Origin of the sequence: Roseovarius sp., from assembly GCF_048262375.1 — a bacterium.
Classification (GTDB): Bacteria; Pseudomonadota; Alphaproteobacteria; order Rhodobacterales; family Rhodobacteraceae; genus Roseovarius.
Genome location: NZ_JBLXFE010000006.1, coordinates 204,688 through 226,525, shown reverse-complemented (window position 1 = coordinate 226,525; position 21,838 = coordinate 204,688). Strand labels below are relative to the sequence as shown.

The following is a 21,838-nucleotide window of genomic DNA, read 5'->3' as shown; positions in this document are numbered from 1 at the left end:
CTTTTTGACGGAGAGCAGATGAGTACCGGCTATATCACCCTGATTGTGCTCGGCCTTGGTGGCCTGGGCTTTGTCTTGGGACGCGCCCGCGCCCTTGCAACCTCGCAGGCGACGGGCCGAAAGCTGCATTCGCTGCCCAATTATTACGGTCAGGCCGTCGCGCTTTTCACCGTGGTTCCGGCACTCTTGCTGATGCTGGCGTGGCTTTTCATTCAGCCGCTGCTGATCGAGGGCCGGGTGGCGGGGATGATCCCCGACAGCGTGATCCCCGAGGGCGGGGCCAAGAGCCTTGTGATGGCCGATGTGCGCCGGATCGCCAGCGGGCTCGACGCGCTGAAAACGGCGGGCCAGATGTCCGAGAACGATCTCACGAGCCTGCGCGCCGATACCACTGACATCCGCAGCCGCCTTGGCAATGTCGGCGTGGCGCTTGGCTCTGACGTGCCGGGGCCGGTGTTGGAGGCCGCCAAACACCTGCGCAAATCGCAAAACTCCGGGCATAGCCTGATGACCATCGCCGTGCTTGGCCTTGCCTTGGTGCTCGGCGGCTGGTCGTGGCGGCGGGTCCACCCCGAACAGCGCGCCCGCAATGCCTCGGAAACCTTTGTTCTGGCGCTGCTCATCGGCGCGTCGCTGGTGGCGATCCTGACCACCATCGGCATCGTCGCCTCATTGCTGTTTGAAACCATCAACTTCTTCAAGATGTATCCGGCGCGCGATTTCTTCTTTTCGACGGTCTGGAACCCGCAATTCCGTGGCGGCTCTGACTTGGGTATCCTGCCGCTCCTCTGGGGCACGCTCTATGTCAGCTTTCTGGCGCTGCTGGTGGCGGTGCCGATTGGCCTGATGATCGCGATCTATCTTGCCGAATACGCGGGCAAACCGCTGCGCGCCTTTGCCAAACCGGCGATCGAGGTGCTGGCAGGCATTCCGACCATCGTGTATGGCCTCTTTGCCTTGATCACTGTGGGGCCGTTCCTGCGTGATTACATCGCATCGCCTTTGGGGCTGGGCACGTCCTCCTCCTCGGTGCTGACGGCGGGGCTGGTCATGGGCATCATGCTTATTCCCTTTGTGTCATCGCTCTCGGATGACATCATCAACGCCGTGCCGCAATCCATGCGCGACGGCGCTTATGGCCTTGGCGCCACCAAATCCGAGACCATCAAACAGGTGATCCTGCCCGCCGCCCTGCCGGGCGTGGTGGGGGCCATCCTGCTCGCGGCCAGCCGCGCCATCGGCGAGACGATGATCGTGGTGATGGGGGCAGGGGCCGCCGCCAAACTCGGCCTCAACCCGTTCGAGGCGATGACCACCATCACCGTCAAGATTGTCAGCCAACTCACCGGCGACACCGAATTCGCCAGCCCAGAGACGCTGGTCGCCTTCGCGCTTGGCCTTACGCTCTTTGTCTTCACGCTTGGGCTCAACGTGCTTGCCCTCGTGATTGTCCGTAAATACCGGGAGCAATACGAATGACCGATCTCACGTCTTCTGGCACGGTCCCGGCCCCGCGCAAGGGCTCTTTGCTCACGCAGGACGCGCGCACCAAGCGGCGCAACGCCAAAGAGGCGCGGTTCCGCATGATGGGGCTGATCGCCGTCACCATCGGCGTTTTGGCCCTGTTCGGCCTTCTGACCTCTATCCTCGCAGGCGGCCTGTCATCCTTTCAACAGACCTATATTCAGCTTGAGGTCTATCTCGACCCGGCCAAACTCGACAAGACGGGCAACCGCAATCCTGAGGATATCGCCAAGGTCTCGACCTTTGGTTATGCCCCTCTGATCGACGCGGCCATGGTCGCGGCCATCGCGCGGGCGGGGGCTGCCACCGACATCACCAGCAAATCCGCCGGAGAGCTTATTTCAAAAGAAGCCCCGGCATCCTTGCGCAACTTTGTCTTGGCCAACCCCGACAGGATTGGCGATACCGTGCGTTTCGACCTGCTCGCGGCGGGCCGCATCGACGGCTATTTCAAGGGCCGCGTGACGATGGAGAGTGCAGCCCTCGACCGCAATGTCTCGCCCGAGCAACTGCACTTGGCCGACCAACTCAAACAGGCGGGTATTCTCAGCACGAAATTCAACTGGGCCTTTTTCACCGCGCCCGACGCCTCTGATACCCGCCCCGAAGCGGCCGGTCTTGGCGTCGCCATCATCGGCTCGCTCTATATGATGCTGATCGTTCTGGTGCTGGCGCTGCCCTTGGGCGTTGCCGCCTCGATCTATCTCGAAGAATTCGCGCCCAAGAACCGCTGGACCGACCTGATCGAGGTGAATATCTCGAACCTCGCGGCGGTGCCTTCGATCGTGTTTGGTATCTTGGGCCTTGCGATCTTCATCAATATGGTAGGCCTGCCGCAATCTGCGCCCATCGTCGGCGGTCTCGTGCTCACACTGATGACCCTGCCCACCATCATCATCGCCACCCGTGCGGCGCTTAAATCCGTGCCCCCCTCGATCCGGGATGCGGCCCTTGGCGTGGGCGCGTCCAAGATGCAGGCGATCTTTCACCACGTCCTGCCGCTCGCCATGCCCGGCATCCTCACGGGCGCGATCATTGGCTTGGCACAGGCGCTTGGCGAAACCGCACCGCTCTTGCTCATCGGCATGGTGGCCTTTGTCCGTGAATACCCCGGCGGCCCCCCTGAGGGCTTCCTTGACCCTGCCGCCGCCCTGCCGGTGCAGGTCTATAACTGGACCCAACGCGGCGACCCGGCCTTTGTCGAGCGCGCGTCGGGGGCCATCATCGTGCTGCTCGTCTTCCTCGTGCTGATGAATATCGCGGCCATTCTGCTGCGCAGACGATTTGAACGCCGCTGGTAAACAAAGGTATAGACCCATGTATGACGCCCCAAGATTCGCGGAGACCAAAGTGACCAACACTGACATCAAAATTTCCGCGCGCAAGGTTCAGGTCTATTATGGCGACACCCACGCCATCAAGGATGTCGATGTCGATATCCTCGACAAGACCGTGACCGCCTTCATCGGCCCCTCGGGCTGTGGAAAATCCACCTTTCTGCGCTGTATCAACCGGATGAACGACACCATCGACATCTGCCGGGTCGAGGGTGACATCCGCATCGACGGCGAAGACATCTATGACCGCAAGGTCGATCCGGTGCAATTGCGCGCCAAGGTCGGCATGGTGTTTCAGAAACCCAACCCATTCCCCAAATCGATCTATGACAACGTCGCCTACGGCCCCCGCATCCACGGCCTCGCCCGCACCAAGGCGGAGCTTGACGAGATCGTCGAGAAATCCCTGCGCCGCGCCGCCCTCTGGACCGAGGTCAAGGACCGGCTCGACGCATCCGGCACCGGCCTGTCGGGTGGCCAGCAGCAGCGCCTCTGCATCGCCCGCGCCGTGGCCACCTCTCCCGAGGTGCTCTTGATGGACGAACCCTGCTCGGCGCTTGATCCCATCGCCACCGCTCAGGTCGAGGAACTGATCGACGAGTTGCGTCAGGAATTCTCGGTGGTGATCGTCACCCATTCGATGCAGCAGGCGGCCCGCGTCAGCCAGCGCACCGCCTTCTTCCACTTGGGCCATCTCGTCGAATTGGGCGACACCGGTCAGATTTTCACCAACCCACGGGATGCGCGCACCGAGAGCTACATCACCGGGCGCATTGGCTAAGGAACAGTCCATGTCCGATCAGCACATCGTTTCCTCCTTCGACCGTGATCTCGAAACCATTCAGGCCCACATCATGAAAATGGGCGGTATGGTCGAGCGCGCGATTTCCGATGCCGCCTGCTCGCTCGAAACCTCTGACGAGGAACTCGCCGAAGCGGTGCGCAACCGCGACAAGGCGATTGACGCCCTCGAAGAGCAGATCAACGAAGAGGCCGCCCGCGTGCTCGCCCTGCGCGCCCCCGCCGCGCGCGACCTGCGCCTGATCCTCACGGTGATCAAGATTTCCGCCAGCTTGGAGCGCATCGGCGACTATGCCAAGAACATGGCCAAACGCACCTCGGTCCTAAGCCAGATGACGACCGTCAGCGGCTCGCTCGCAGGACTCCGCCGCATGGCCCGCGAAGTCGAGACAATGCTCAAGGACGTGCTCGACGCCTATATCCACCGCGACCTGGAACTCGCCCAAGAGGTGATCCGCCGCGATCAGGATGTCGATCAGATGTATAACGCGATTTTCCGCGAATTCCTGACCTTCATGATGGAAGATCCCCGCAACATCACCCCCTGCATGCATCTGCATTTCATCGCCAAAAACACCGAACGCATGGGCGATCTTGTGACCGCCATCGCCGAACAGGTGATCTATCTCGTCTCTGGCGCGCTCCCTGACGATCCCCGCCCCAAGGGGGACGCCACCTCGGTTGACGCCAGCCTCGCGCCCGAGCCCGGCACCTAGGACAGGAGCCAGAAGATGTCCGCAGATCAGCCCATCGTGCTCTTGGTCGAAGACGAACCCGCGCAACGCGAGGTGCTCGCCTATAATCTTCAGGCCGACGGCTTTCACGTCCTCACCGCCACCAATGGCGAAGAGGCCCTCCTGCTCGTGGCCGAGACGCCCCCCGACGTCATCGTGCTCGACTGGATGATGCCAAATGTTTCAGGCATCGAGGTATGCCGCCAGCTCAAGACCCGCTCCGAAACCCGCAACATCCCGATCATCATGCTCTCGGCCCGCTCCGAAGAGGTGGACCGCGTGCGCGGGCTGGAAACCGGGGCCGATGACTATGTCATCAAACCCTATTCTCTGGTCGAACTCATGGCCCGCGTGCGCGCGCAGCTGCGCCGCACCCGTCCCGCCACGGTGGGCGAGAGGCTGGAATATCTCGACATCGTGCTCGATGCCGAAACCCACCGTGTCACGCGCAGGGAAAAGCCGCTGAAACTCGGCCCCACCGAATTTCGCCTGCTTTCCACCTTCATGGAAAAGCCGGGGCGCGTCTGGTCGCGCGAGCAACTCCTTGACCGGGTCTGGGGCCGCGACATCTATGTCGATACCCGCACCGTGGACGTGCATATCGGGCGGCTGCGCAAAGCCCTCTGCCAATATGGCGGCGATGATCCGCTGCGCACCGTGCGCGGCGCAGGCTATGCCCTGGGCTGACAGCGCGACACGGGCCCCCGCTTGCCGCGCCATGGCCAGACCCCTGCCGTTAACGATGCCGCGCTCCGGTTCACGTTTGGGCAGGGGGGATCAGCCACGGTTCCCCAGACGCCCCACAAGACGTAGGATGCGCGCCAAGGCTTACCAAAACGTTAAAACCGTACAGAAAACCCGCACAAACGTACAACTCTGCCGAATTAACCTTTTAGAAATACAGTCGCTCAGCGCGGCAAAAGATCCTCATCCTCAGCCTGACCCACCAGCCAGTCACGGAACTTGCGCAGCGCCGGATCACGTCCGTTCTGAATCGGCCAGACTAGGTAATATGCACCTGAAATCAAGGTTCTATCGCCCCAAACTGATGTAAGGCGGCCCGTCGCCAAATCCTGCTCGGCCAGATAATCTGGCAACAGCGCCACCCCCAACCCATGCAGCGCGGCCTGCGTAATGGTTGAAAATTGATCATAGATCGTGCCGTTGACCTTTGCGCCTGAAACCCCCTGCGCTTCGAACCACGCAGGCCACGCATTTGGCCGGGTTTCAATATGCAAGAGCGGCAGACGCAGCACGTCACGCGCCTCTGAAACCGGCCCATGTTTGGCCAGAAACTCAGGGGTTGCCACGGCCACGACGCGCTCGGTTCGCAGCCGCAGCGCTTCGGTTCCCAGCCAATCTGCTTTTCCAAAATGTATAGCAGCATCAAAGGGTTCAGAGACAAAGTTAAACGGCTTCAGCCGGGTGGACAGGTTGATCGTCACTTCAGGGTGCAGCCGTGCAAATTCGGCCAGACGGGGCACCAGCCAGCGCATGCCAAAGGTGGGCAGAATCGCCAGACTGAGGCTGCCACCCACAGGATTGACCGTCAGCTTGACCGAGGCCTGCGCAATCTGTTGCAACGCGCCCCGGATCTTATCCGCATAATCCGCCGCCTCAGGGGTCAGATGGATGCTCCGACCTTGGCGCACAATCAGTGCCACGCCCAGCTGATCTTCTAATGTTTTCAATTGTCTGCTGACCGCACTTTGGGTCTGCGACAGCTCGGTTGCCGCCGCCGTGGCACTGCCCAGACGGTCCAGCGCCTCCAGCGCGCGCAACGACGAGATTGACGGAAGAAAGCGGCGGGGCAGGGTCATTCTTGCGATTTACTCATATGTCCATGTGAAATTATCGTTATTCATAGGCGTTTTGCCAGTGTAACCTGCCCTCAACTCGTAAAAATACTCATAAGGAGCCCGTCATGAACGCTAAGACGCCGACACTGCGTGCCAAGGATGCACCGGATCTTAACTCTTTTGATTGGGCTGATCCCTTCCGCCTCAATGATCAACTCTCCGAAGAAGAGCGTATGATCGCGACAAGCGCTCGCACCTTTGCGCAGGACGTGCTCCAACCGCGTGTCATCGCGGCCTACCGTGAAGAGCGCGTGGACCCCGAAATCTTCAAGGAAATGGGGCAGATGGGCCTCTTGGGCACCACCATTCCCGAGGAATACGGCGGGCTTGGATCGAGCTATGTCAGCTATGGCCTCGTCGCTCGTGAAATCGAACGGGTTGATTCGGGTTACCGCTCGATGATGAGCGTGCAATCCTCGCTCGTGATGTATCCGATCTATGCTTATGGCTCCGAAGAGCAGCGCCGCAAGTACCTGCCCGGTCTCGCGAGCGGTGACTTGATTGGTTGTTTTGGCCTGACTGAGCCCGACGCCGGCAGCGACCCGGCGGGTATGAAAACCCGCGCACAGCGCACAGATAGTGGCTATCGCATCACCGGCAGCAAGATGTGGATTTCCAACAGCCCGATCGCAGATGTTTTCGTGGTCTGGGCCAAGTCCGAGGCCCATGACGGCAAGATCCGTGGCTTCATCCTCGAAAAAGGCATGAAGGGCCTGAGCGCCCCCAAGGTGGGCGGTAAACTCAGCCTGCGCGCCTCTGTCACCGGCGAGATTGTAATGGATAATGTCGAGGTGCCGGAATCCGCACTTTTGCCGAATGTTCAAGGGCTTAAAGGGCCATTTGGATGTTTGAACCGCGCCCGGTACGGCATCGCTTGGGGGGTTATGGGCGCCGCCGAATTCTGCTGGCACGCGTCCCGGCAATACGGTCTTGACCGCAAACAGTTCAACCGCCCCTTGGCACAAACCCAACTGTTTCAGTTGAAGCTGGCCAACATGCAGACCGAAATCACCCTTGGCCTGCAGGCTGCCCTGCGCGTTGGCCGCCTGATGGACGAAGCCAACGCCGCCCCCGAGATGATCTCGATGATCAAGCGCAACAACTGTGGCAAGGCGCTCGAGATTGCCCGCCATGCCCGCGACATGCACGGTGGAAACGGAATTTCGGAGGAGTTTCAAGTGATTAGGCACATGGTTAACCTTGAGACCGTCAACACCTATGAGGGCACCCATGACGTGCATGCGCTGATTTTGGGCCGCGCACAGACCGGGCTTCAGGCGTTTTTCTGAGCGATGTCCGGTTTGGGCAATCTTTGGCGGGACAGCGCCGCCGAATCCTTCGCTGCGCCCCCCCTGCGCGGCGAACGCAGCGTTGATTTGGCCATTATCGGCGCAGGCTTCACGGGATTGTCAGCGGCGCTGCATGCCGCAGGGCAGGGGGCTGATGTCACCGTTCTCGAGGCCGATACCGTGGGCGAGGGCGGCTCTGGCCGCAACGTCGGTCTGGTCAATGCAGGTCTCTGGTTGCCGCCGGACGATGTCTGTAAAATTATTGGAAATCAACAGGGTGAGCATCTCAATAGGGTGCTTGCAGAGGCCCCGACACAGGTCTTTGACCTGATCGAGCGTCACAAGATCGCCTGCGAACCCACCCGCGCGGGCACGTTGCATCTGGCGCATGCCCCCGCAGCGATCGCACAGTTGCAATCGCGCTTGGCTCAGCTCAGCGCCCGCGGCGCGCCTGTCCGCCTTCTGAATGCCGCGGAAACCGCGCAACGTCTTGGAACAGAACGCTTTCATGGCGCCCTTCACGATGCGCGCGCCGGAACGATCCAGCCGCTTGCCTATGCGCGTGGCCTCGCCCGCGCCGCCCGTGAGGCTGGCGCAATGCTCCACGAACAAACCCCAGTCACGGCCGCCGAGCGCCGCACCGGCCAGTGGATCATCACCACCCCTGGCGGCAAACTGCGGGCGCGCACCCTGCTTATTGCCACCAATGCCTATCACCGCCCGGTCACTCATGTAACACGTCCAGATATACCAATTGTGCAGTATTTTCAGATCGCTACAGCCCCAATCGGTGACAATCTTGGGGGTGATATTCTGGCCGGAGGAGAGGGATGCTGGGATACCGGGCTGGTCATGACTTCTGTGCGCCGCGATCAGGCTGGGCGTGTGATCTTGGGTGGAATGGGCGGTGATGTTGACCTGCACGCCAATTGGGCCCGTCGCAAACTCGCGCGGCTCTTTCCACGCCTTGCCAATGCAGAGATCGCGCATGCCTGGGCTGGACGGATCGCCATGACCCACGACCACCTGCCACGCATTCTACGCATGGGGCAGGGGGCGCTTGCGATTTTTGGCTATTCGGGGCGTGGCATCGGACCGGGTACCGTGTTTGGTCATGCAGCGGCTCACGCCCTTTTGAGCGGTGACGAAACCGATCTGCCGGTTCCGGTGGTCGATCAGCACACAGAGCACTTCGTAACGCTCAAATCAATGTATTATGAGGCCGGTGCGCGTATGGTGCATCTGGCAGCGGCCCGCCTCTGAGCAGATTTGCACACTGAATGTTGATCGGCTTGCAATTGCGTTGCGGTGCCATAGGAATATGTCAGCACCCGTGATGTAACAGGAGCATGACATGGCCCTTACCGAGACCGGCGGCAGTTTTACCCGAGGCAATCTTTTCAGACATATATCTGTGATGTCCTTCACCTCCAGCATCGGGTTGATGGCTATTTTTGCCGTTGATCTCATTGATATCCTGTTCATTTCCATGCTGGGTCGAGAAGAGCTGGCTGCTGCCGCAGGCTATGCCAGCACGGTCATGTTCTTTGCCAGTGCGGTCAATATAGGGCTTTCAATCGCTGCAGGTGCGCTTGTCGCTCAGGCAGAAGGGCGGGTGGATCGCACCGCCGCACGCGATTACGCAAGCTCTACGGCTGTCATCGCCCTTGCGGTGGGCCTTGTTCTGCCGCTTCTGGCCCTGCCATTCATCGGCGATATTCTCGGGCTGATCGGGGCGCAGGGTGCCATGCGTGAGATGGCGGCGACCTACCTGTGGATCATCCTGCCCACGACCTTTGTTTCGGGCCTCTCAATGGTGGCGGTGGCGGTGCTGAGAGCTTATGGTGATGCGCGCGGGGCGATGTATCCGGCGCTTCTGGGCGCGGCCGTCAACCTTGTGCTGGACCCAATCCTGATCTTTTCTTTGAGTATGGGGCTAGAGGGTGCCGCTGTGGCAACCGTACTGGCACGGGTAGCAACCATGGTGCTGGCTCTCAGCTTGGCGATATCGCGCTACAATGCCTTTTCCAAACCGCACTTGGGCTGTGTCCTCCGCGATTGTGGCGGGGCGATCAAGATCGCGGTTCCGGCGGTGCTGGCAACCATTGCAACCCCGGTCGGTGCCGCCATTGTGACGCGGGAAATGGCGAAATACGGCGCGGATGCCGTGGCGGGTATGGCAGTCATCAATCGGCTCGTGCCTGTGGTTTTTTCTGTTGTTCTCGCACTGTCGGGCGCAATTGGTCCGATTTTCGGTCAGAATTTCGGGGCAGGGCGTCTGGACCGGGTGCAAGAGACCTTCTTTGACGGCATAAAGTTTCTGGCTATGTATGTGATTGCCATGTCTGCGCTGCTCTTCGTGTTGCGCGCACCGATTGCCGACCTGTTCAGTGCAACCGGTGAAATGCGCGGCTTGTTATATCTTTACCTCGGGCCTCTGGCGCTGGCGTCTTTTTTCAACGGCACGATTTTTGTGGCCAATGCCTCGTTCAATAACCTTGGCCATCCGGGATATTCCACCTCGGTTAACTGGGCGCGCAATACCTTGGGGATATGGCCCTTTGCCGTGGCTTTCGGCGCGGTCTGGGGCGCACAGGGCGTGCTCGTAGGACAGGCGCTTGGTGGGGTGGTGTTTGCGGCACTTGCCACATGGCTCAGCCTGAGAGTGATCGGGGCGCCTTGTAAAGACCCGCTCTTGGGGCATTTCACCTGTCCTGATCACCGTATGCAGATTGTCATGAACCGCTGCAGCAGGTCCTGATGCGTGTATCACTGTTTCGCATAATCAGTATTATGTAATTAATGCTGATATCATCCTGCCGTCTCCTCATCCTGATTGAGGGGAAATATCTCTTTTTAAATAGTTGTTTATGTAGAACTCTTAATCTTGACATTCCAAGTGTGTTCTGACCTTTCGTTGTCCGCGCAACTTCCTTACAATATCACATGGTTCTTCTTTGCTTTTGATCCGTGCGCTGCGATCATCGAGGTCTCGACATAGCAAAGATTCGCCGTTTAAGAGAGGGCTTTAGGAGCTTTACAATGACAGCAATTCTTTTCTTGAACGGCCCGAACCTCAATCTTTTGGGCACCCGGCAGCCAGAGGTTTACGGGCGCACAACGCTCAAAGACATTGAAGCCATGTGCCGCGACGCCGCCGCACAGCGCAATGTTACGGTAGAGTTTGCACAGAGCAATCACGAAGGCGCTCTGCTCGACGCCATTCATGCGGCGCGTGGGACCTACGATGGGATCATCCTGAACGCCGGAGCCTATACTCATACCTCCGTCGCGCTTATGGATGCGATCAGTTCTGTCGCCATTCCAACGATCGAACTGCATCTGTCCAACGTTCACGCCCGCGAGGCGTTTCGGCACCAATCCTATATCGCGCGGGTGGCTCTGGGTGTCATTTGCGGGTTTGGCGCGCGTGGCTATGTTCTGGCCCTTGATGCGTTGCTCGGTCATTTGGAGACCACCGGATGATAGAAGCCTCCAGGGTCAATTCCCTGTTGAATGCCGGGTCCATGGAGGAACTCTGGGATATTCATACCCGGTTCATGGCAGAGTACGGCTTTGACAGGTTGATCTATGGTTATACACGCTATCTCACCGCAACCTCCTTGGGTGACCCCCATGATTTCCTGCTGCTGACCAATCATGATCAGAGCTATACGGATGTGTTCGTGGGCGAAGGACTTTATTTCCACGCTCCAATGGTCCGTTGGGCACTTGAGAATGACGGGGCCTGCTCTTGGTCCGTCCTTGGCGATATGATCGAAAACGGAGGGCTCACACCAGAGGAACGCAGGGTGTATGAATTCAATTGCTCGCAAGGTGTCAGGGCCGGTTATTCCATCAGCTTTAAATCTCACAGCCCGCGCGCCAAAGGGGCCATAGCCCTCACCGCAAAAGATGGCATGACGCAATCAGAGGTGGATGTGCTCTGGAAACGCTGCGGAGAGCAAATCCTTGCTCTGAACAATGTGGCGCATCTGCAGATCCTCTCCCTGCCCTACACCGCGTCCGGTCGTGCTCTGACCCCAAGACAGCGCGAGGTTCTCGGCTGGGTCGGCGATGGCAAAACGGTTCAGGACATCGCAACCATCATGGGACTGACGCACGCCACAGTGGAAAAGCACCTTCGTCTTGCACGTCAGGCGCTGTCTGTTGAAACCACGGCACAAGCAGTTCTCAAGGCTGCTTTTCAAAATCAGATTTTCATTCTTGAGAGATAAAATACTTTAAAATCAGAAAATTATCGGATGGTAAGGAAACCCTTACTTTCTTAAATTGACGTAACGTTGCATTATATCACTGTTCCGTGAGTGGTGGCTTTTTTGCCTGGGAGCATTACGGGTCGTGTCATCCGAGTTATTCTGCGGATGAGGCGTTCTGTTCCGGCTAATACCGGATGCCGGCCGCTGGTTCTTATTCATCTGGATTAGCGGTCGGCGCTACCTAATTGTCGTTTCATCCCCAATAGACGACATGACCAAGAACGGTGTCATCCAGTTTGGATGACACCGTTTTTAGTTTCACAGCGGGTAAAATGAAAAAGGGCGCCCAAAAAGGACGCCCCTTAAAGCTGTAGTATAGCGGTATCAGCCCTGAGCGACCTTTGCCACTTCGGCTGCGAAATCTTCTTCCCGCTTCTCGATACCTTCACCCACTTCCAGACGGACAAAACCGATGATCTCGGTTCCGGCGTCCTTGGCTGCGGCTTCGACTGTCAGGTCGGGGTTCATTACGAAAGATTGCCCCATCAGTGTAACCTCGGCCATGAACTTTGCCATGCGGCCAACGATCATCTTTTCGATCACCGCATCGGGCTTGCCGGATTCGCGCGCGATGTCGATCTGAACCTGACGTTCTTTTTCGACAATGGCCGGATCCAGAACGGCCTCGTTCAGCGCGGCGGGATTGGTCGCGGCGACATGCATCGCCACCTGACGGGCAAAGCTCTCGTCGCCCTTAAAGGCCACCAGAACACCAATTTTTCCCATGCCGTCGGCAGCGGCGTTGTGGACGTAAGAGACCACGCCATCACCTTCGATCCGTGCCATCCGGCGCAGGGCCAGGTTCTCACCGATCGTGGCGATCTTATCCGTCACAAGGTCGGCCACGGTCTTGCCATTCACGGTCGCGACCTTCAGATCATCGATCGTTTGAACCCCCGTTGCCGTTTCGGCAATCTGTGCAACCATCGCTTGAAAGTCTGCATTCTTGGCGACAAAGTCAGTCTCGGAATTGATCTCGACCGCAATGCCCACGCCGCCTGCAACCTTCACAGCAACAAGACCTTCAGCCGCGGTGCGGCCGGATTTCTTGGCGGCCTTGGCCAGACCTTTGGTGCGCAGCCAATCGACCGCCGCTTCCATGTCACCATCGGTTTCGGTCAACGCTTTCTTTGCGTCCATCATGCCTGCGCCCGTGCTTTCGCGCAGTTCTTTTACCATTGCAGCAGTGATCGCCATGCTGGCTCTCCTCAAAATCAGTCTAGGAATTGGGGGCGGGATACCCCTGCCCCCATATCAGTTTCTTGACGCAGGCTTCAGCCTTCGACGTCAGCGGTCTCGACGAGAACCTCTTCGACCGGCGCCTCTTCCAGTGCGCCAAGGTCAACCCCTGCCGCGCCCAATTGGGCCGACATGCCGTCCAGAGCCGCACGGCTGACCAGATCGCAGTAAAGTGCGATGGCGCGTGCCGCGTCGTCGTTACCCGGGATGATATAGTCGATGCCATCGGGCGAGCAATTGGTGTCAACCACGCCGACCACCGGAATACCCAGCTTGTTGGCTTCAGCCACTGCGAGGGCTTCTTTCTTGACGTCGATCACGAACAGCATGTCCGGCACACCGCCCATCTCGCGGATACCGCCCAGGCTTGCCTGAAGCTTGATCTGATCACGCTCGATCCCAAGACGCTCTTTCTTGGTCAGGCCCTCAGCACCGCCTTCCATCATCTCGTCGATCTGCTTGAGACGCTGGATCGATTTTGACACGGTCTGCCAGTTGGTCAGCGTGCCACCAAGCCAGCGGTGGTTCATGTAATACTGTGCGCATTTCTCAGCGGCTTCGGCCACCGGCTGTGCGGCTTGACGCTTGGTGCCGACAAACAGAACGCGGCCGTTCTTGGCTACGGTCTCGCGGATCGCATGCAACGCTGCATCGAGCAGCGGCACGGTCTGCGTCAGATCCATGATGTGAATGCCGTTGCGCGCGCCGTAGATGAATTCGCCCATGCGGGGATTCCAGCGCTGCGTCTGGTGACCAAAGTGAACGCCAGCTTCCAAAAGCTGACGCATCGTGAACTCGGGAAGAGCCATGTCTCGTTTCCTTTTCCGGTTTTCGCCTCGGCATGGGAAGAGAAGCGGGTGCTTCAACCGGTGGACTGATGGGGATGTCTCCCCCAGTCAGCCCGCCCATACCTGCGGGGTTCAGTGGCGCGCGTATACCCGCCCTCGCGCCTAGGCACAAGCCCCCGGACCGGGTTTTTACTGGCCTCCGCAGGCGTGGCCGCGATGGCCCATTGTGAGCGCTTGGTATTGTGCCTAGATAACGGCATGGTCCGCCCGATGGAATACCTATGAACACGCCCTTTGACGATCTCACCCCTGCCCCTCGCAAACCCCGTCGTTTTGCCGGGCTCAGGGCATCTTTTCTGACCGGGCTTGTGGTGATCGCCCCTGTGGGCCTCACGCTCTGGCTGATGTGGACGCTGATCGGTTGGGTTGACGGCTTCGTGCTGCCGCTCATTCCCGCGAAATACCAGCCCGAGCAATATATCGGTATCAACCTGCGCGGCGTCGGCGCGATCATCTTTCTGATCTTCACCGTATTCGTGGGCTGGGTCGCCAAGGGGCTGATTGGGCGGTCGCTGATCCACTTCGCGGAATCCTTTGTCAATCGCATGCCCGTGGTGCGTTCGATTTATTCCGGCGTGAAACAGATTGCCGAGACGGTTTTTGCCCAATCTGAACGCAGCTTTGAGAAGGCCTGCCTCGTGGAATATCCGCGCAAAGGGATCTGGGCCATCGGCTTCATCTCGACCGAGGCGCGTGGCGAAATCAGTGACAAGGTCCAAACCGAGGACGAGGTGCTCAGCATCTTTGTGCCCACGACGCCCAACCCCACGTCCGGGTTTCTGCTCTATTTCCCGCGCGCTGACGTGATTGAATTGGACATGTCCATCGAAGACGCGGCCAAACTGGTGATTTCCGCCGGTCTGGTCTATCCGGGCCAGAAAAAACTCGAGGAACTGCGCAATAAGACTGGGGGATGAGGCGGGCGATTTTGGCCTGTGACCGACATTACCCCCAATTCCGTTTGCGTGGAGTCGCGCAATCAAGGGGTTGCAGACACCGCCGCGCGGCGCCCGTTCGGGCGGGCACTGCTCAGCTCACTGCATGCTCCGACAACTTCAGAGCGCGGTCCAACCCCCATCGACACTGATCGTCGTGCCGGTGATCTGTGCCGCCGCGTCAGAGCACAGGAACAGCGCCGTGCCGCCCAATTGCTCGGTTGTGGCGAACTCCTTGGACGGTTGCCGCTCCAGCATGACCTTTTCGATCACCTCCTCGCGGCCCATGCCGTATTTCTCCATCGTGTCAGGAATCTGTGCCTCGACCAGCGGGGTCAGCACATAGCCGGGACAGATTGCATTGGCGGTGATCGGCTCTTTTGCGGTCTCCAGCGCCGTGACCTTGGTCAGCCCGACAATGCCATGCTTGGCCGCCACATATGCGGATTTATAGGGGCTGGCGGTCAGGCCATGGGCGCTGGCGATGTTGATCACCCGCCCCCATCCCGCCTTGCGCATCAAGGGCAGCGCGGCGGCGGTGGTATGAAACGCCGAATTGAGGTTGATCGCGATGATCGCGTCCCACTTGGCGGTCGGAAATTCGTCAATCGGCGCCACATGCTGAATCCCGGCATTGTTCACCAGAATATCGCAGCGCCCCGCCTTTTCAATCAGCGCCCGACATTGATCGCCTTTGGACATGTCGGCCTGAATATAGCGCACCTCGACTCCGGTTTGCTTGGCGATTCGCTCAGCCAGCGCGTGATCATCTTCCGAATCGGTAAAGGAGTTCAGCACCACATTGACCCCAGCCCGCGCCAGCTCTTCGGCAATACCAAGGCCGATGCCGGAATTCGAACCGGTGATGATGGCGGTTTTACCTTTGACGCTCATGCTCTTTCTCCCAATAAACATTGCGCTGCAGCATATGTGCTGCATCTGCGAATTGCACGGAAATACCAATCACGCTCTTGCGAGGAGACCCAAAAAAAACGCCCGCACAAGGCGGGCGTTGAGTTATTGAGGCAGGTTTCATACAGGCAAGAAACCTATCGAGCAGTGCCCCCTTTATAAGCAATCCTGCGCCGCACTCCAAGCTAAAAGTTTGAAAACCCATGAATCCCTCTCTAGGGTCCGGCCGAGACAAACAAGGATGATTGAGGATTGTCGCTGAAATGAGATCAGAATTTTTCCGCTGCCTGAGGGCCGGACTGAGTGCGATGATCCTAGCATGCATGACCTCTCAGGGGATTGCCAGCCCCGCGCATGGCATAGCTATGTATGGCACCCCGGCGCTCCCACCTGATTTTGTGTCGCTGCCCTATGCCAATCCGGATGCCCCCAAGGGCGGCAAGGTCGTGACCGGCAACGTGGGGGGCTTTGATTCGCTCAATCCCTTCATCCTGCGCGGCAGCCCGCCCTGGCAATTGGCGGACCTCACACATGAGAGCCTGATGGGCCGATCCTGGGACGAACCCTTCACGCTTTACGGTCTTCTGGCCGAATCGGTCGAGACCGACGAGGCCCGCACATGGGTCGAATTCACCCTCCGCCCCGAGGCCCGATTCTCGGATGGGACACCCGTTACCATCGAGGATGTGCTTTGGTCCTATGAGACTTTGGGCACGCGTGGACACCCAAGGTATCGGGGGTTCTGGGGCAAGGTTGCGCAGATCGCACAAACTGGCCCGCGGTCCCTGCGCCTGACCTTTAACGAAGACGACCGCGAACTGGCTCTCTTGGCCGGTTTGCGTCCGATCCTGCAAAAATCCCAGTGGGAGGGGCGCGACATCACAGAGGCCGGAGTAGAAGACATCCCCCTTGGCACCGGACCCTATGTGGTCCGAGAGTATGAAATCAACCGCCACGTCACGCTGACCCGGAACCCTGACTATTGGGGCCGCGACCTGCCGCTGAGACGCGGCACCAACAATTTCGACGAGATCCGCATCGAATTCTACGGTGATGACACCGTGCTGAAAGAGGCGTTCAAGGCAGGGCTTGTCAGCTACGTTCGCGAATTCAACGCCGAGGCATGGGCCAGCCAATATGATTTTCCCGCCGTGCAGCGCGGCGAGATCGTGCTGAGTGAAATCCCTCACGGCAAACCGTCGGGCATGACCGGCTTTGTCATGAACACGCGTCGCCCCCCGCTCGATGATTGGCGGGTGCGCGAGGCGCTGATCACCGCCTTTAACTTCGAGTATATCAACGACACGCTGACCGGCGGGCGCCAACCGCGCATCACCTCGTACTTCTCCGGGTCGGAACTGGGTATGGATCACGGCCCCGCCACGGGCCGGGTGCGCGCCCTTCTGGAACCCTACGCCGACACCCTCCTGCCCGGCACGCTCGACGGCTACAGCCTGCCGGTGGGCGATGGCACCGCGCGCAATCGCGGCAATCTGCGTCGCGCCGTCGATCTGCTGTCCGAGGCCGGCTGGCGCGTGCAAAATGGCCGCCTTGTGAATGCTCAGGGCACCCCACTCAATCTGACCGTGCTTTTGCAACAGGATGGGCTCATAGCACAGGCCAGTGCGATGATGGATATCTATGTCCGCGCCCTCGATCGTCTGGGCATCACCCTCACGGTCGAAATGACCGACAAGGCGCAATATGCCGAACGCGAGGCGAATTTCGACTTTGATCTCACCATGATGCGCCGGTCCCTGTCGCTCAGCCCCGGCAATGAGCAGACCTATTATTGGGGTGCTGAATATGCCGACCAACCCGGCAGCCGCAATCTCATGGGCATGAAATCCCCCGCTGCCGAAGCGATGATCCGCGCCATGCTGACGGCCCGCGATCGCGCCGAATTCGTCGCCGCCACCCGCGCCCTTGATCGGGTGCTGACCGCCGGGCGCTACGTGATCCCGATCCATCAATATAGCGTGGGTCGTATTGCGCATAAGTCACAGTTGAAATACCCTGTGGACCGGCTTCCGATCTATGGGGATGGTATTGGCTTTCTCCCCGAGGTATGGTGGCTGGAAGAATAATAAGAACAAATCGCAGCAGACACAGGCAAATGACAGGCAAACCCATGCGAAAACTGATTGCGCTCGCCCTCATTGTGACATTGACCGGTTGTGCCACTGTTGATGGTGTGGGCCGTGACATATCGGGTGCCGCACGCGGCGTTCAGAGCTGGTTCTGATCCGCTTAACGTTCCCTTCACGGTGAACCTTGTGTCACCTGCCGCCCTCCGGGTGCAGGGTTGGGTGGCGTGAGCACAAACCAAACATGCCTTTCCCCTTGACGCCCCCGCCCATCCTGTCAAAACCCGAGCCATGAGCACCGCAGTCCTTACCATCGATCTTGATGCCGTCGTCGCCAACTGGCGCGCGCTTGATGCCATGACCGCAGGCGAAACCGCCGCCGTGGTCAAGGCTGATGCCTATGGCCTGGGCGCTGCCAAGGTGGCCCGCAGCTTGGCGCGTGCCGGGGCACGTCACTTCTTCGTTGCTGTGGCCGAAGAGGGGGCCGCCCTGCGTGACACCCTCGGGCGCGAGCATGCGATCTATGTGTTCTCCGGCCATATGCCCGGCGATGCGGATATGATCGGTGATATGGACCTGATCCCGATGATCAATTCGCTTGATCAGATGATCCGCCATGTCGAAGCCCTGCCCGGACACCCCTTTGGCATTCAGCTCGACACCGGAATGAACCGCTTGGGGATGGAACCCGCCGAATGGGCGGCCGTGCGTCAGATTGCACTCGCCCAAGAGCCCGCCTTGATCATGTCGCACCTTGCCTGCGCCGACGAGCCGGATCACGCGATGAACCCACAGCAGCTTGCGGCCTTTCACGAGATGACCGACGGTCTCGACGTGCCGCGCAGCTTGGCCAATACCGGCGCGGTCCTGCTTGATGCGGCCTATCATTTTGAACTCTCCCGCCCCGGCATAGGTGTCTATGGCGGGCGACCGTTCGAGAATGCCCGCGCGGTCGTCACGCTCGACATTCCGGTCATCCAATGCCGCGATCTGGCGGCAGGCGAGACGGTGGGCTATGCCAACAGCTTTACTGCTGCCCGCGACACCCGCATTGCCACCGTGGCCGCAGGCTATGCCGATGGTATCCTGCGCGCCATGGGGCCGAAAACCAGCCTCTGGGCCGAGGACACCCCCTGCCCCATTGCGGGCCGCATCTCGATGGACCTGATCGGCGTTGATATCACCAATCTGAAACACGACCCCAAAAGCCTGCAACTCTTGGGCCCGCATCAGGGCATCGACACACTGGCCGATAACGCGGGCACCATCGGCTATGAAATCCTGACCTCACTGGGGGCGCGCTATACGCGGCGCTATATCGGCGGATGACCTTTATTCTCGGCTTTCTGGCCAGCATCGGCCGCACCGTTCTGGCGGGACTGGCCTCGATGGGGCGGATCACGCTCTTTGCCAGCGACACCCTCAGCCAATTGGCGCGCCCCCCCTTCTACTGGCGCGAATTTCTGCATGCGCTGGTGCAGATCGGTTGGCTCTCGCTGCCGGTGGTGGGCATGACGGCGCTCTTTACCGGCGGCGCTCTGGCGCTTCAGATCTACGCGGGCGGCGCGCGTTTCAACGCGGAAACTGTGGTGCCCTCGATTGTCGCCATTGGCCTCACCCGCGAACTTGGCCCCGTGTTGGGCGGCCTCATGGTGGCCGCGCGTGTGGCCTCTTCCATCGCCGCCGAGATCGGCACCATGAAGGTGACAGAGCAGATCGACGCACTCACCACCCTCTCCACCAACCCAATGAAATACCTCACCCTGCCGCGCGTGCTGGCTGCCACCCTTGCGGTGCCGGTGCTGGTGGGCGTCGGCGATGCAATCGGCATCATGGGCGGCTTTCTGGTGGGCGTGGGGCGGCTCGATTTCTCTGCCGCCACCTATCTGCACAACACCATTGATTTTCTGGAAACATGGGACGTGGTCTCGGGCCTCATCAAGGGCGCGGCCTTCGGCTTTATCGTGGCGCTGATGGGCTGCTACTATGGCATGAATTCAGGCCGTGGTGCACAGGGCGTGGGCCGCGCCACCAAATCAGCGGTGGTGGCGGCCTCTGTGCTGATCCTCGCGGCCAACTACCTTCTGACAGAGGTGTTTTTCTCGGCATGATTGAGCTAAGAGACGTTCGCAAGGCCTTTGGCAACAACCACGTCCTGCGAGGCGTTGATCTGACCATTCCATCAGGCACCTCTCTGGTGATTATCGGCGGTTCGGGCACCGGCAAATCCGTGGCGCTGAAATGTATCCTCGGCCTCATCCGCCCGGACAGCGGTACCATCACGCTGGACGGACAGGACGTGACCAAAGGCGACCGCGACGCCTTTCTCGCCCGCTTCGGCATGCTGTTTCAGGGCGGCGCGCTCTTTGACTCGCTGCCCGTCTGGCAAAACGTCGCCTTCCGTCTGCTGCGCGGCTCGCTCAAGCGCCCTCTGTCCGAGGCCCGCGAGATCGCCATCGAGAAACTGCGCCGTGTCGGCCTCAAACCCGATGTGGCCGATAAATTCCCCGCCGAGCTTTCGGGCGGTATGCAAAAGCGTGTAGGCCTCGCCCGCGCCATCGCCGCCGAACCCGAGATCATCTTTTTTGACGAGCCGACAACCGGCCTCGACCCGATCATGGCCGGCGTCATCAACGATCTGATCCGCGAGATCGTCACCGAAATGGGTGCCACCGCCATGACCATCACTCACGATATGACGAGCGTGCGCGCCATCGCTGACAATGTCGCCATGCTGCATGACGGGGTGATCAAATGGACCGGCCCGGTGGGCCAGATGGACAACTCGGGCGATCCCTATCTCGACCAGTTCATCCATGGCCGCGCCGAAGGACCGATCGAGGCGGTGCGGTGAAGGATGGAACTTGGCGCTGATCTTGGCGTTCCCCGTTTTCGCGGGCCTTGCACTCTGGCAAGCATTGGCATCGTGGCACCGGACCCGCGATCTTTGGTATGATTCCCGCCTTCATCCGGACGCCCAGACTGCCGCCCCGCAGAACCCATAGGTCACGAGTATCGCGCCCGCCCAGGCGTGCATCTGCTAGGTGGTCGAAGCCATGGTCTGTGGCATCTTCACGCCGTCAGGCCGGGGCCGCCATGGCGATCCGACGGTAACCCGCCACGCCATGGTAGAAGCCATTGCTCCGGCGCGTATCCCCGCACAGCGCGGTAAGGCGCGCGTCGGCCTCATCGGGTGAGAGCCTCCCATCCACAGTCTCCCGAAACACCTGCGCGACGCCGACCATGTTTACAGCCTGTGGCATCAGGCGCAGATGAGAGACACCGTCAGCCACCAGCCTTGTGGTTTCTGGCAGCAGGTCAATGTAGCTATCGGATTGTGTCTGGATACCGTTTACCCGCAGGATCGGCTGATTGTCGCGGGTGCGCAAGGCCATGCCGTCGGGATCGTCTTCGCAGACGAACTGACAGTTGTCCTTGGTGCGGCCATGGGCGCGGGCATGGTAACAACGGGCCGACACTGCCAGCGAGGCACGACCGAACACCTGCACCTCCACGCCAAGCCCCATAGCGCGGGCCGCCCGCGCCGCGACGGCAATTGCGGGGGCGGGCATCTCGGAGGGAAGGCAGACATGGGTTGCACCGTGCCCCGCCATCCATGTGATCGTCGCTTCGTTATAGGCGTTCATAAAAGAACCAATACGATGCGGTCGTGTCCCGCGTACAAACAGCCCTGCGGCATTGTTGATCTCGATTTCGGGCGCCTCCATCGCAGCCATATCCTCGGTCGCCTTGCGCTCGCGCTTCAGCATGACTTCGGCCAATGTCGACAGGATCACCGTCTTGCCGCCGCGCTCCAGCCGCTCGATCGTGGCGGGCAGATCGGCCTCATGGAAGGGCGCGCGCTTGGAACAGATCACCTCGCCGAGATAGACTTCATCCACCGGAGCTTCGTCAGAGATGCGAGCGTAAAAGTCGCGGCGGGCCTCAGCGGACCAGTGGTAGGCGATAGGGCCGAGGGTCAGTTTCGTCATC

General features: G+C 59.9%; 21 protein-coding genes. 16 read left to right on the top strand and 5 right to left on the bottom strand.

From position 1 onward, the window contains the following. Positions 1-18: 18 nt before the first annotated feature. From pstC to phoB, 5 genes are read left to right on the top strand one after another with little or no spacing between them, the layout of a single operon-like run. The gene (gene pstC / locus ACN0SW_RS09435) at positions 19-1,479 is read left to right on the top strand and encodes a phosphate ABC transporter permease subunit PstC (protein ID WP_417727666.1); all 1,461 of its coding nucleotides are present in this window, start codon (positions 19-21) and stop codon (positions 1,477-1,479) included. Further along, positions 1,476-2,825: a phosphate ABC transporter permease PstA gene (gene pstA, locus ACN0SW_RS09430; RefSeq protein WP_417727665.1), complete on the top strand. Its 1,350-nt coding sequence runs from the start codon at positions 1,476-1,478 to the stop codon at positions 2,823-2,825. The genes pstC and pstA overlap by 4 nt, the downstream gene beginning before the upstream one ends. 16 nt (positions 2,826-2,841) lie before the next feature. After that, positions 2,842-3,642 (top strand): phosphate ABC transporter ATP-binding protein PstB, encoded by an 801-nt coding sequence (pstB, locus tag ACN0SW_RS09425; protein ID WP_417727664.1) that lies wholly within the window; start codon positions 2,842-2,844, stop codon positions 3,640-3,642. Positions 3,643-3,652: 10 nt separating this feature from the next. Then, positions 3,653-4,378, top strand: coding sequence for a phosphate signaling complex protein PhoU (phoU, locus tag ACN0SW_RS09420; RefSeq protein ID WP_417727663.1), 726 nt, complete (start codon positions 3,653-3,655; stop codon positions 4,376-4,378). Positions 4,379-4,393: 15 nt separating this feature from the next. Next, the gene (gene phoB / locus ACN0SW_RS09415) at positions 4,394-5,083 is read left to right on the top strand and encodes a phosphate regulon transcriptional regulator PhoB (protein WP_417727662.1); all 690 of its coding nucleotides are present in this window, start codon (positions 4,394-4,396) and stop codon (positions 5,081-5,083) included. 221 nt (positions 5,084-5,304) lie between these two features. Here phoB and ACN0SW_RS09410 read toward each other — a convergent pair whose 3' ends face one another. Further along, entirely contained in the window at positions 5,305-6,216 is a 912-nt protein-coding gene (locus ACN0SW_RS09410; RefSeq protein WP_417727661.1) for a LysR substrate-binding domain-containing protein, read from the bottom strand. A 104-nt stretch (positions 6,217-6,320) separates the two neighbouring features. Here ACN0SW_RS09410 and ACN0SW_RS09405 point away from each other — a divergent pair, with 104 nt between their 5' ends. The 5 genes from ACN0SW_RS09405 to ACN0SW_RS09385 all read left to right on the top strand — a co-directional run bounded on the left by ACN0SW_RS09405 (position 6,321) and on the right by ACN0SW_RS09385 (position 11,782). Continuing rightward, positions 6,321-7,544 (top strand): acyl-CoA dehydrogenase, encoded by a 1,224-nt coding sequence (locus tag ACN0SW_RS09405; protein ID WP_417727660.1) that lies wholly within the window; start codon positions 6,321-6,323, stop codon positions 7,542-7,544. Between the two features lie 3 nt (positions 7,545-7,547). Beyond that, positions 7,548-8,807 carry an NAD(P)/FAD-dependent oxidoreductase gene (locus tag ACN0SW_RS09400; RefSeq protein WP_417727659.1) on the top strand — a complete coding sequence of 420 codons (1,260 nt, stop codon included), beginning with the start codon at positions 7,548-7,550 and terminating at the stop codon, positions 8,805-8,807. Positions 8,808-8,898: 91 nt separating this feature from the next. Then, positions 8,899-10,305 carry an MATE family efflux transporter gene (locus tag ACN0SW_RS09395; RefSeq protein WP_417727658.1) on the top strand — a complete coding sequence of 469 codons (1,407 nt, stop codon included), beginning with the start codon at positions 8,899-8,901 and terminating at the stop codon, positions 10,303-10,305. Between the two features lie 281 nt (positions 10,306-10,586). Further along, entirely contained in the window at positions 10,587-11,030 is a 444-nt protein-coding gene (gene aroQ / locus ACN0SW_RS09390) for a type II 3-dehydroquinate dehydratase (protein WP_417727657.1), read from the top strand. Continuing rightward, positions 11,027-11,782, top strand: coding sequence for a LuxR family transcriptional regulator (locus ACN0SW_RS09385; protein ID WP_417727656.1), 756 nt, complete (start codon positions 11,027-11,029; stop codon positions 11,780-11,782). Before aroQ ends, ACN0SW_RS09385 begins: the two co-directional genes overlap by 4 nt. Before the next feature lie 366 nt (positions 11,783-12,148). On the opposite strand, the gene tsf is transcribed toward ACN0SW_RS09385, so the two are convergent. Beyond that, on the bottom strand, positions 12,149-13,021 hold the full coding sequence (gene tsf / locus ACN0SW_RS09380; protein ID WP_417727655.1) for a translation elongation factor Ts: 873 nt from the start codon (positions 13,019-13,021) through the stop codon (positions 12,149-12,151). Between the two features lie 77 nt (positions 13,022-13,098). After that, the gene (gene rpsB / locus ACN0SW_RS09375; protein WP_417727654.1) at positions 13,099-13,872 is read right to left on the bottom strand and encodes a 30S ribosomal protein S2; all 774 of its coding nucleotides are present in this window, start codon (positions 13,870-13,872) and stop codon (positions 13,099-13,101) included. 260 nt (positions 13,873-14,132) lie between these two features. Here rpsB and ACN0SW_RS09370 point away from each other — a divergent pair, with 260 nt between their 5' ends. Further along, positions 14,133-14,828 (top strand): DUF502 domain-containing protein, encoded by a 696-nt coding sequence (locus ACN0SW_RS09370; RefSeq protein WP_417727653.1) that lies wholly within the window; start codon positions 14,133-14,135, stop codon positions 14,826-14,828. A gap of 138 nt (positions 14,829-14,966) precedes the next feature. On the opposite strand, the gene ACN0SW_RS09365 is transcribed toward ACN0SW_RS09370, so the two are convergent. Continuing rightward, positions 14,967-15,740 carry a 3-hydroxybutyrate dehydrogenase gene (locus ACN0SW_RS09365; protein ID WP_417727652.1) on the bottom strand — a complete coding sequence of 258 codons (774 nt, stop codon included), beginning with the start codon at positions 15,738-15,740 and terminating at the stop codon, positions 14,967-14,969. Positions 15,741-16,021: 281 nt separating this feature from the next. On the opposite strand from ACN0SW_RS09365, the gene ACN0SW_RS09360 reads away from it, so the two are divergent. The 5 genes from ACN0SW_RS09360 (at position 16,022) to ACN0SW_RS09340 (ending at position 20,699) form a co-directional block, all read left to right on the top strand. Then, a complete protein-coding gene (locus ACN0SW_RS09360) occupies positions 16,022-17,845 on the top strand; it encodes an extracellular solute-binding protein (RefSeq protein ID WP_417727651.1) in 1,824 nt (607 codons plus the stop codon). Between the two features lie 44 nt (positions 17,846-17,889). Beyond that, entirely contained in the window at positions 17,890-18,003 is a 114-nt protein-coding gene (locus ACN0SW_RS09355; RefSeq protein WP_417727650.1) for an entericidin EcnA/B family protein, read from the top strand. A gap of 133 nt (positions 18,004-18,136) precedes the next feature. After that, the gene (gene alr, locus ACN0SW_RS09350) at positions 18,137-19,174 is read left to right on the top strand and encodes an alanine racemase (RefSeq protein ID WP_417727649.1); all 1,038 of its coding nucleotides are present in this window, start codon (positions 18,137-18,139) and stop codon (positions 19,172-19,174) included. Next, positions 19,171-19,956: an MlaE family ABC transporter permease gene (locus ACN0SW_RS09345; RefSeq protein WP_417727648.1), complete on the top strand. Its 786-nt coding sequence runs from the start codon at positions 19,171-19,173 to the stop codon at positions 19,954-19,956. Before alr ends, ACN0SW_RS09345 begins: the two co-directional genes overlap by 4 nt. Beyond that, positions 19,953-20,699 (top strand): ABC transporter ATP-binding protein, encoded by a 747-nt coding sequence (locus ACN0SW_RS09340; RefSeq protein ID WP_417727647.1) that lies wholly within the window; start codon positions 19,953-19,955, stop codon positions 20,697-20,699. Before ACN0SW_RS09345 ends, ACN0SW_RS09340 begins: the two co-directional genes overlap by 4 nt. Before the next feature lie 226 nt (positions 20,700-20,925). Here ACN0SW_RS09340 and ubiV read toward each other — a convergent pair whose 3' ends face one another. Continuing rightward, on the bottom strand, positions 20,926-21,837 hold the full coding sequence (gene ubiV, locus ACN0SW_RS09335; protein WP_417727646.1) for a ubiquinone anaerobic biosynthesis protein UbiV: 912 nt from the start codon (positions 21,835-21,837) through the stop codon (positions 20,926-20,928). Between the last annotated feature and the right edge of the window lies 1 nt (position 21,838).

Excerpts from the sequence above, each read along its gene's own strand:
- pstC (WP_417727666.1), top strand. The coding sequence starts at position 19 with ATGAGTACCGGCTATATCACCCTGATTGTGCTCGGCCTTGGTGGCCTG.
- pstA (WP_417727665.1), top strand. The coding sequence starts at position 1,476 with ATGACCGATCTCACGTCTTCTGGCACGGTCCCGGCCCCGCGCAAGGGC.
- pstB (WP_417727664.1), top strand. The coding sequence starts at position 2,842 with ATGTATGACGCCCCAAGATTCGCGGAGACCAAAGTGACCAACACTGAC.
- phoU (WP_417727663.1), top strand. The coding sequence starts at position 3,653 with ATGTCCGATCAGCACATCGTTTCCTCCTTCGACCGTGATCTCGAAACC.
- phoB (WP_417727662.1), top strand. The coding sequence starts at position 4,394 with ATGTCCGCAGATCAGCCCATCGTGCTCTTGGTCGAAGACGAACCCGCG.
- ACN0SW_RS09410 (WP_417727661.1), bottom strand. The coding sequence starts at position 6,216 with ATGACCCTGCCCCGCCGCTTTCTTCCGTCAATCTCGTCGTTGCGCGCG.
- ACN0SW_RS09405 (WP_417727660.1), top strand. The coding sequence starts at position 6,321 with ATGAACGCTAAGACGCCGACACTGCGTGCCAAGGATGCACCGGATCTT.
- ACN0SW_RS09400 (WP_417727659.1), top strand. The coding sequence starts at position 7,548 with ATGTCCGGTTTGGGCAATCTTTGGCGGGACAGCGCCGCCGAATCCTTC.
- ACN0SW_RS09395 (WP_417727658.1), top strand. The coding sequence starts at position 8,899 with ATGGCCCTTACCGAGACCGGCGGCAGTTTTACCCGAGGCAATCTTTTC.
- aroQ (WP_417727657.1), top strand. The coding sequence starts at position 10,587 with ATGACAGCAATTCTTTTCTTGAACGGCCCGAACCTCAATCTTTTGGGC.
- ACN0SW_RS09385 (WP_417727656.1), top strand. The coding sequence starts at position 11,027 with ATGATAGAAGCCTCCAGGGTCAATTCCCTGTTGAATGCCGGGTCCATG.
- tsf (WP_417727655.1), bottom strand. The coding sequence starts at position 13,021 with ATGGCGATCACTGCTGCAATGGTAAAAGAACTGCGCGAAAGCACGGGC.
- rpsB (WP_417727654.1), bottom strand. The coding sequence starts at position 13,872 with ATGGCTCTTCCCGAGTTCACGATGCGTCAGCTTTTGGAAGCTGGCGTT.
- ACN0SW_RS09370 (WP_417727653.1), top strand. The coding sequence starts at position 14,133 with ATGAACACGCCCTTTGACGATCTCACCCCTGCCCCTCGCAAACCCCGT.
- ACN0SW_RS09365 (WP_417727652.1), bottom strand. The coding sequence starts at position 15,740 with ATGAGCGTCAAAGGTAAAACCGCCATCATCACCGGTTCGAATTCCGGC.
- ACN0SW_RS09360 (WP_417727651.1), top strand. The coding sequence starts at position 16,022 with ATGAGATCAGAATTTTTCCGCTGCCTGAGGGCCGGACTGAGTGCGATG.
- ACN0SW_RS09355 (WP_417727650.1), top strand. The coding sequence starts at position 17,890 with ATGCGAAAACTGATTGCGCTCGCCCTCATTGTGACATTGACCGGTTGT.
- alr (WP_417727649.1), top strand. The coding sequence starts at position 18,137 with ATGAGCACCGCAGTCCTTACCATCGATCTTGATGCCGTCGTCGCCAAC.
- ACN0SW_RS09345 (WP_417727648.1), top strand. The coding sequence starts at position 19,171 with ATGACCTTTATTCTCGGCTTTCTGGCCAGCATCGGCCGCACCGTTCTG.
- ACN0SW_RS09340 (WP_417727647.1), top strand. The coding sequence starts at position 19,953 with ATGATTGAGCTAAGAGACGTTCGCAAGGCCTTTGGCAACAACCACGTC.
- ubiV (WP_417727646.1), bottom strand. The coding sequence starts at position 21,837 with ATGACGAAACTGACCCTCGGCCCTATCGCCTACCACTGGTCCGCTGAG.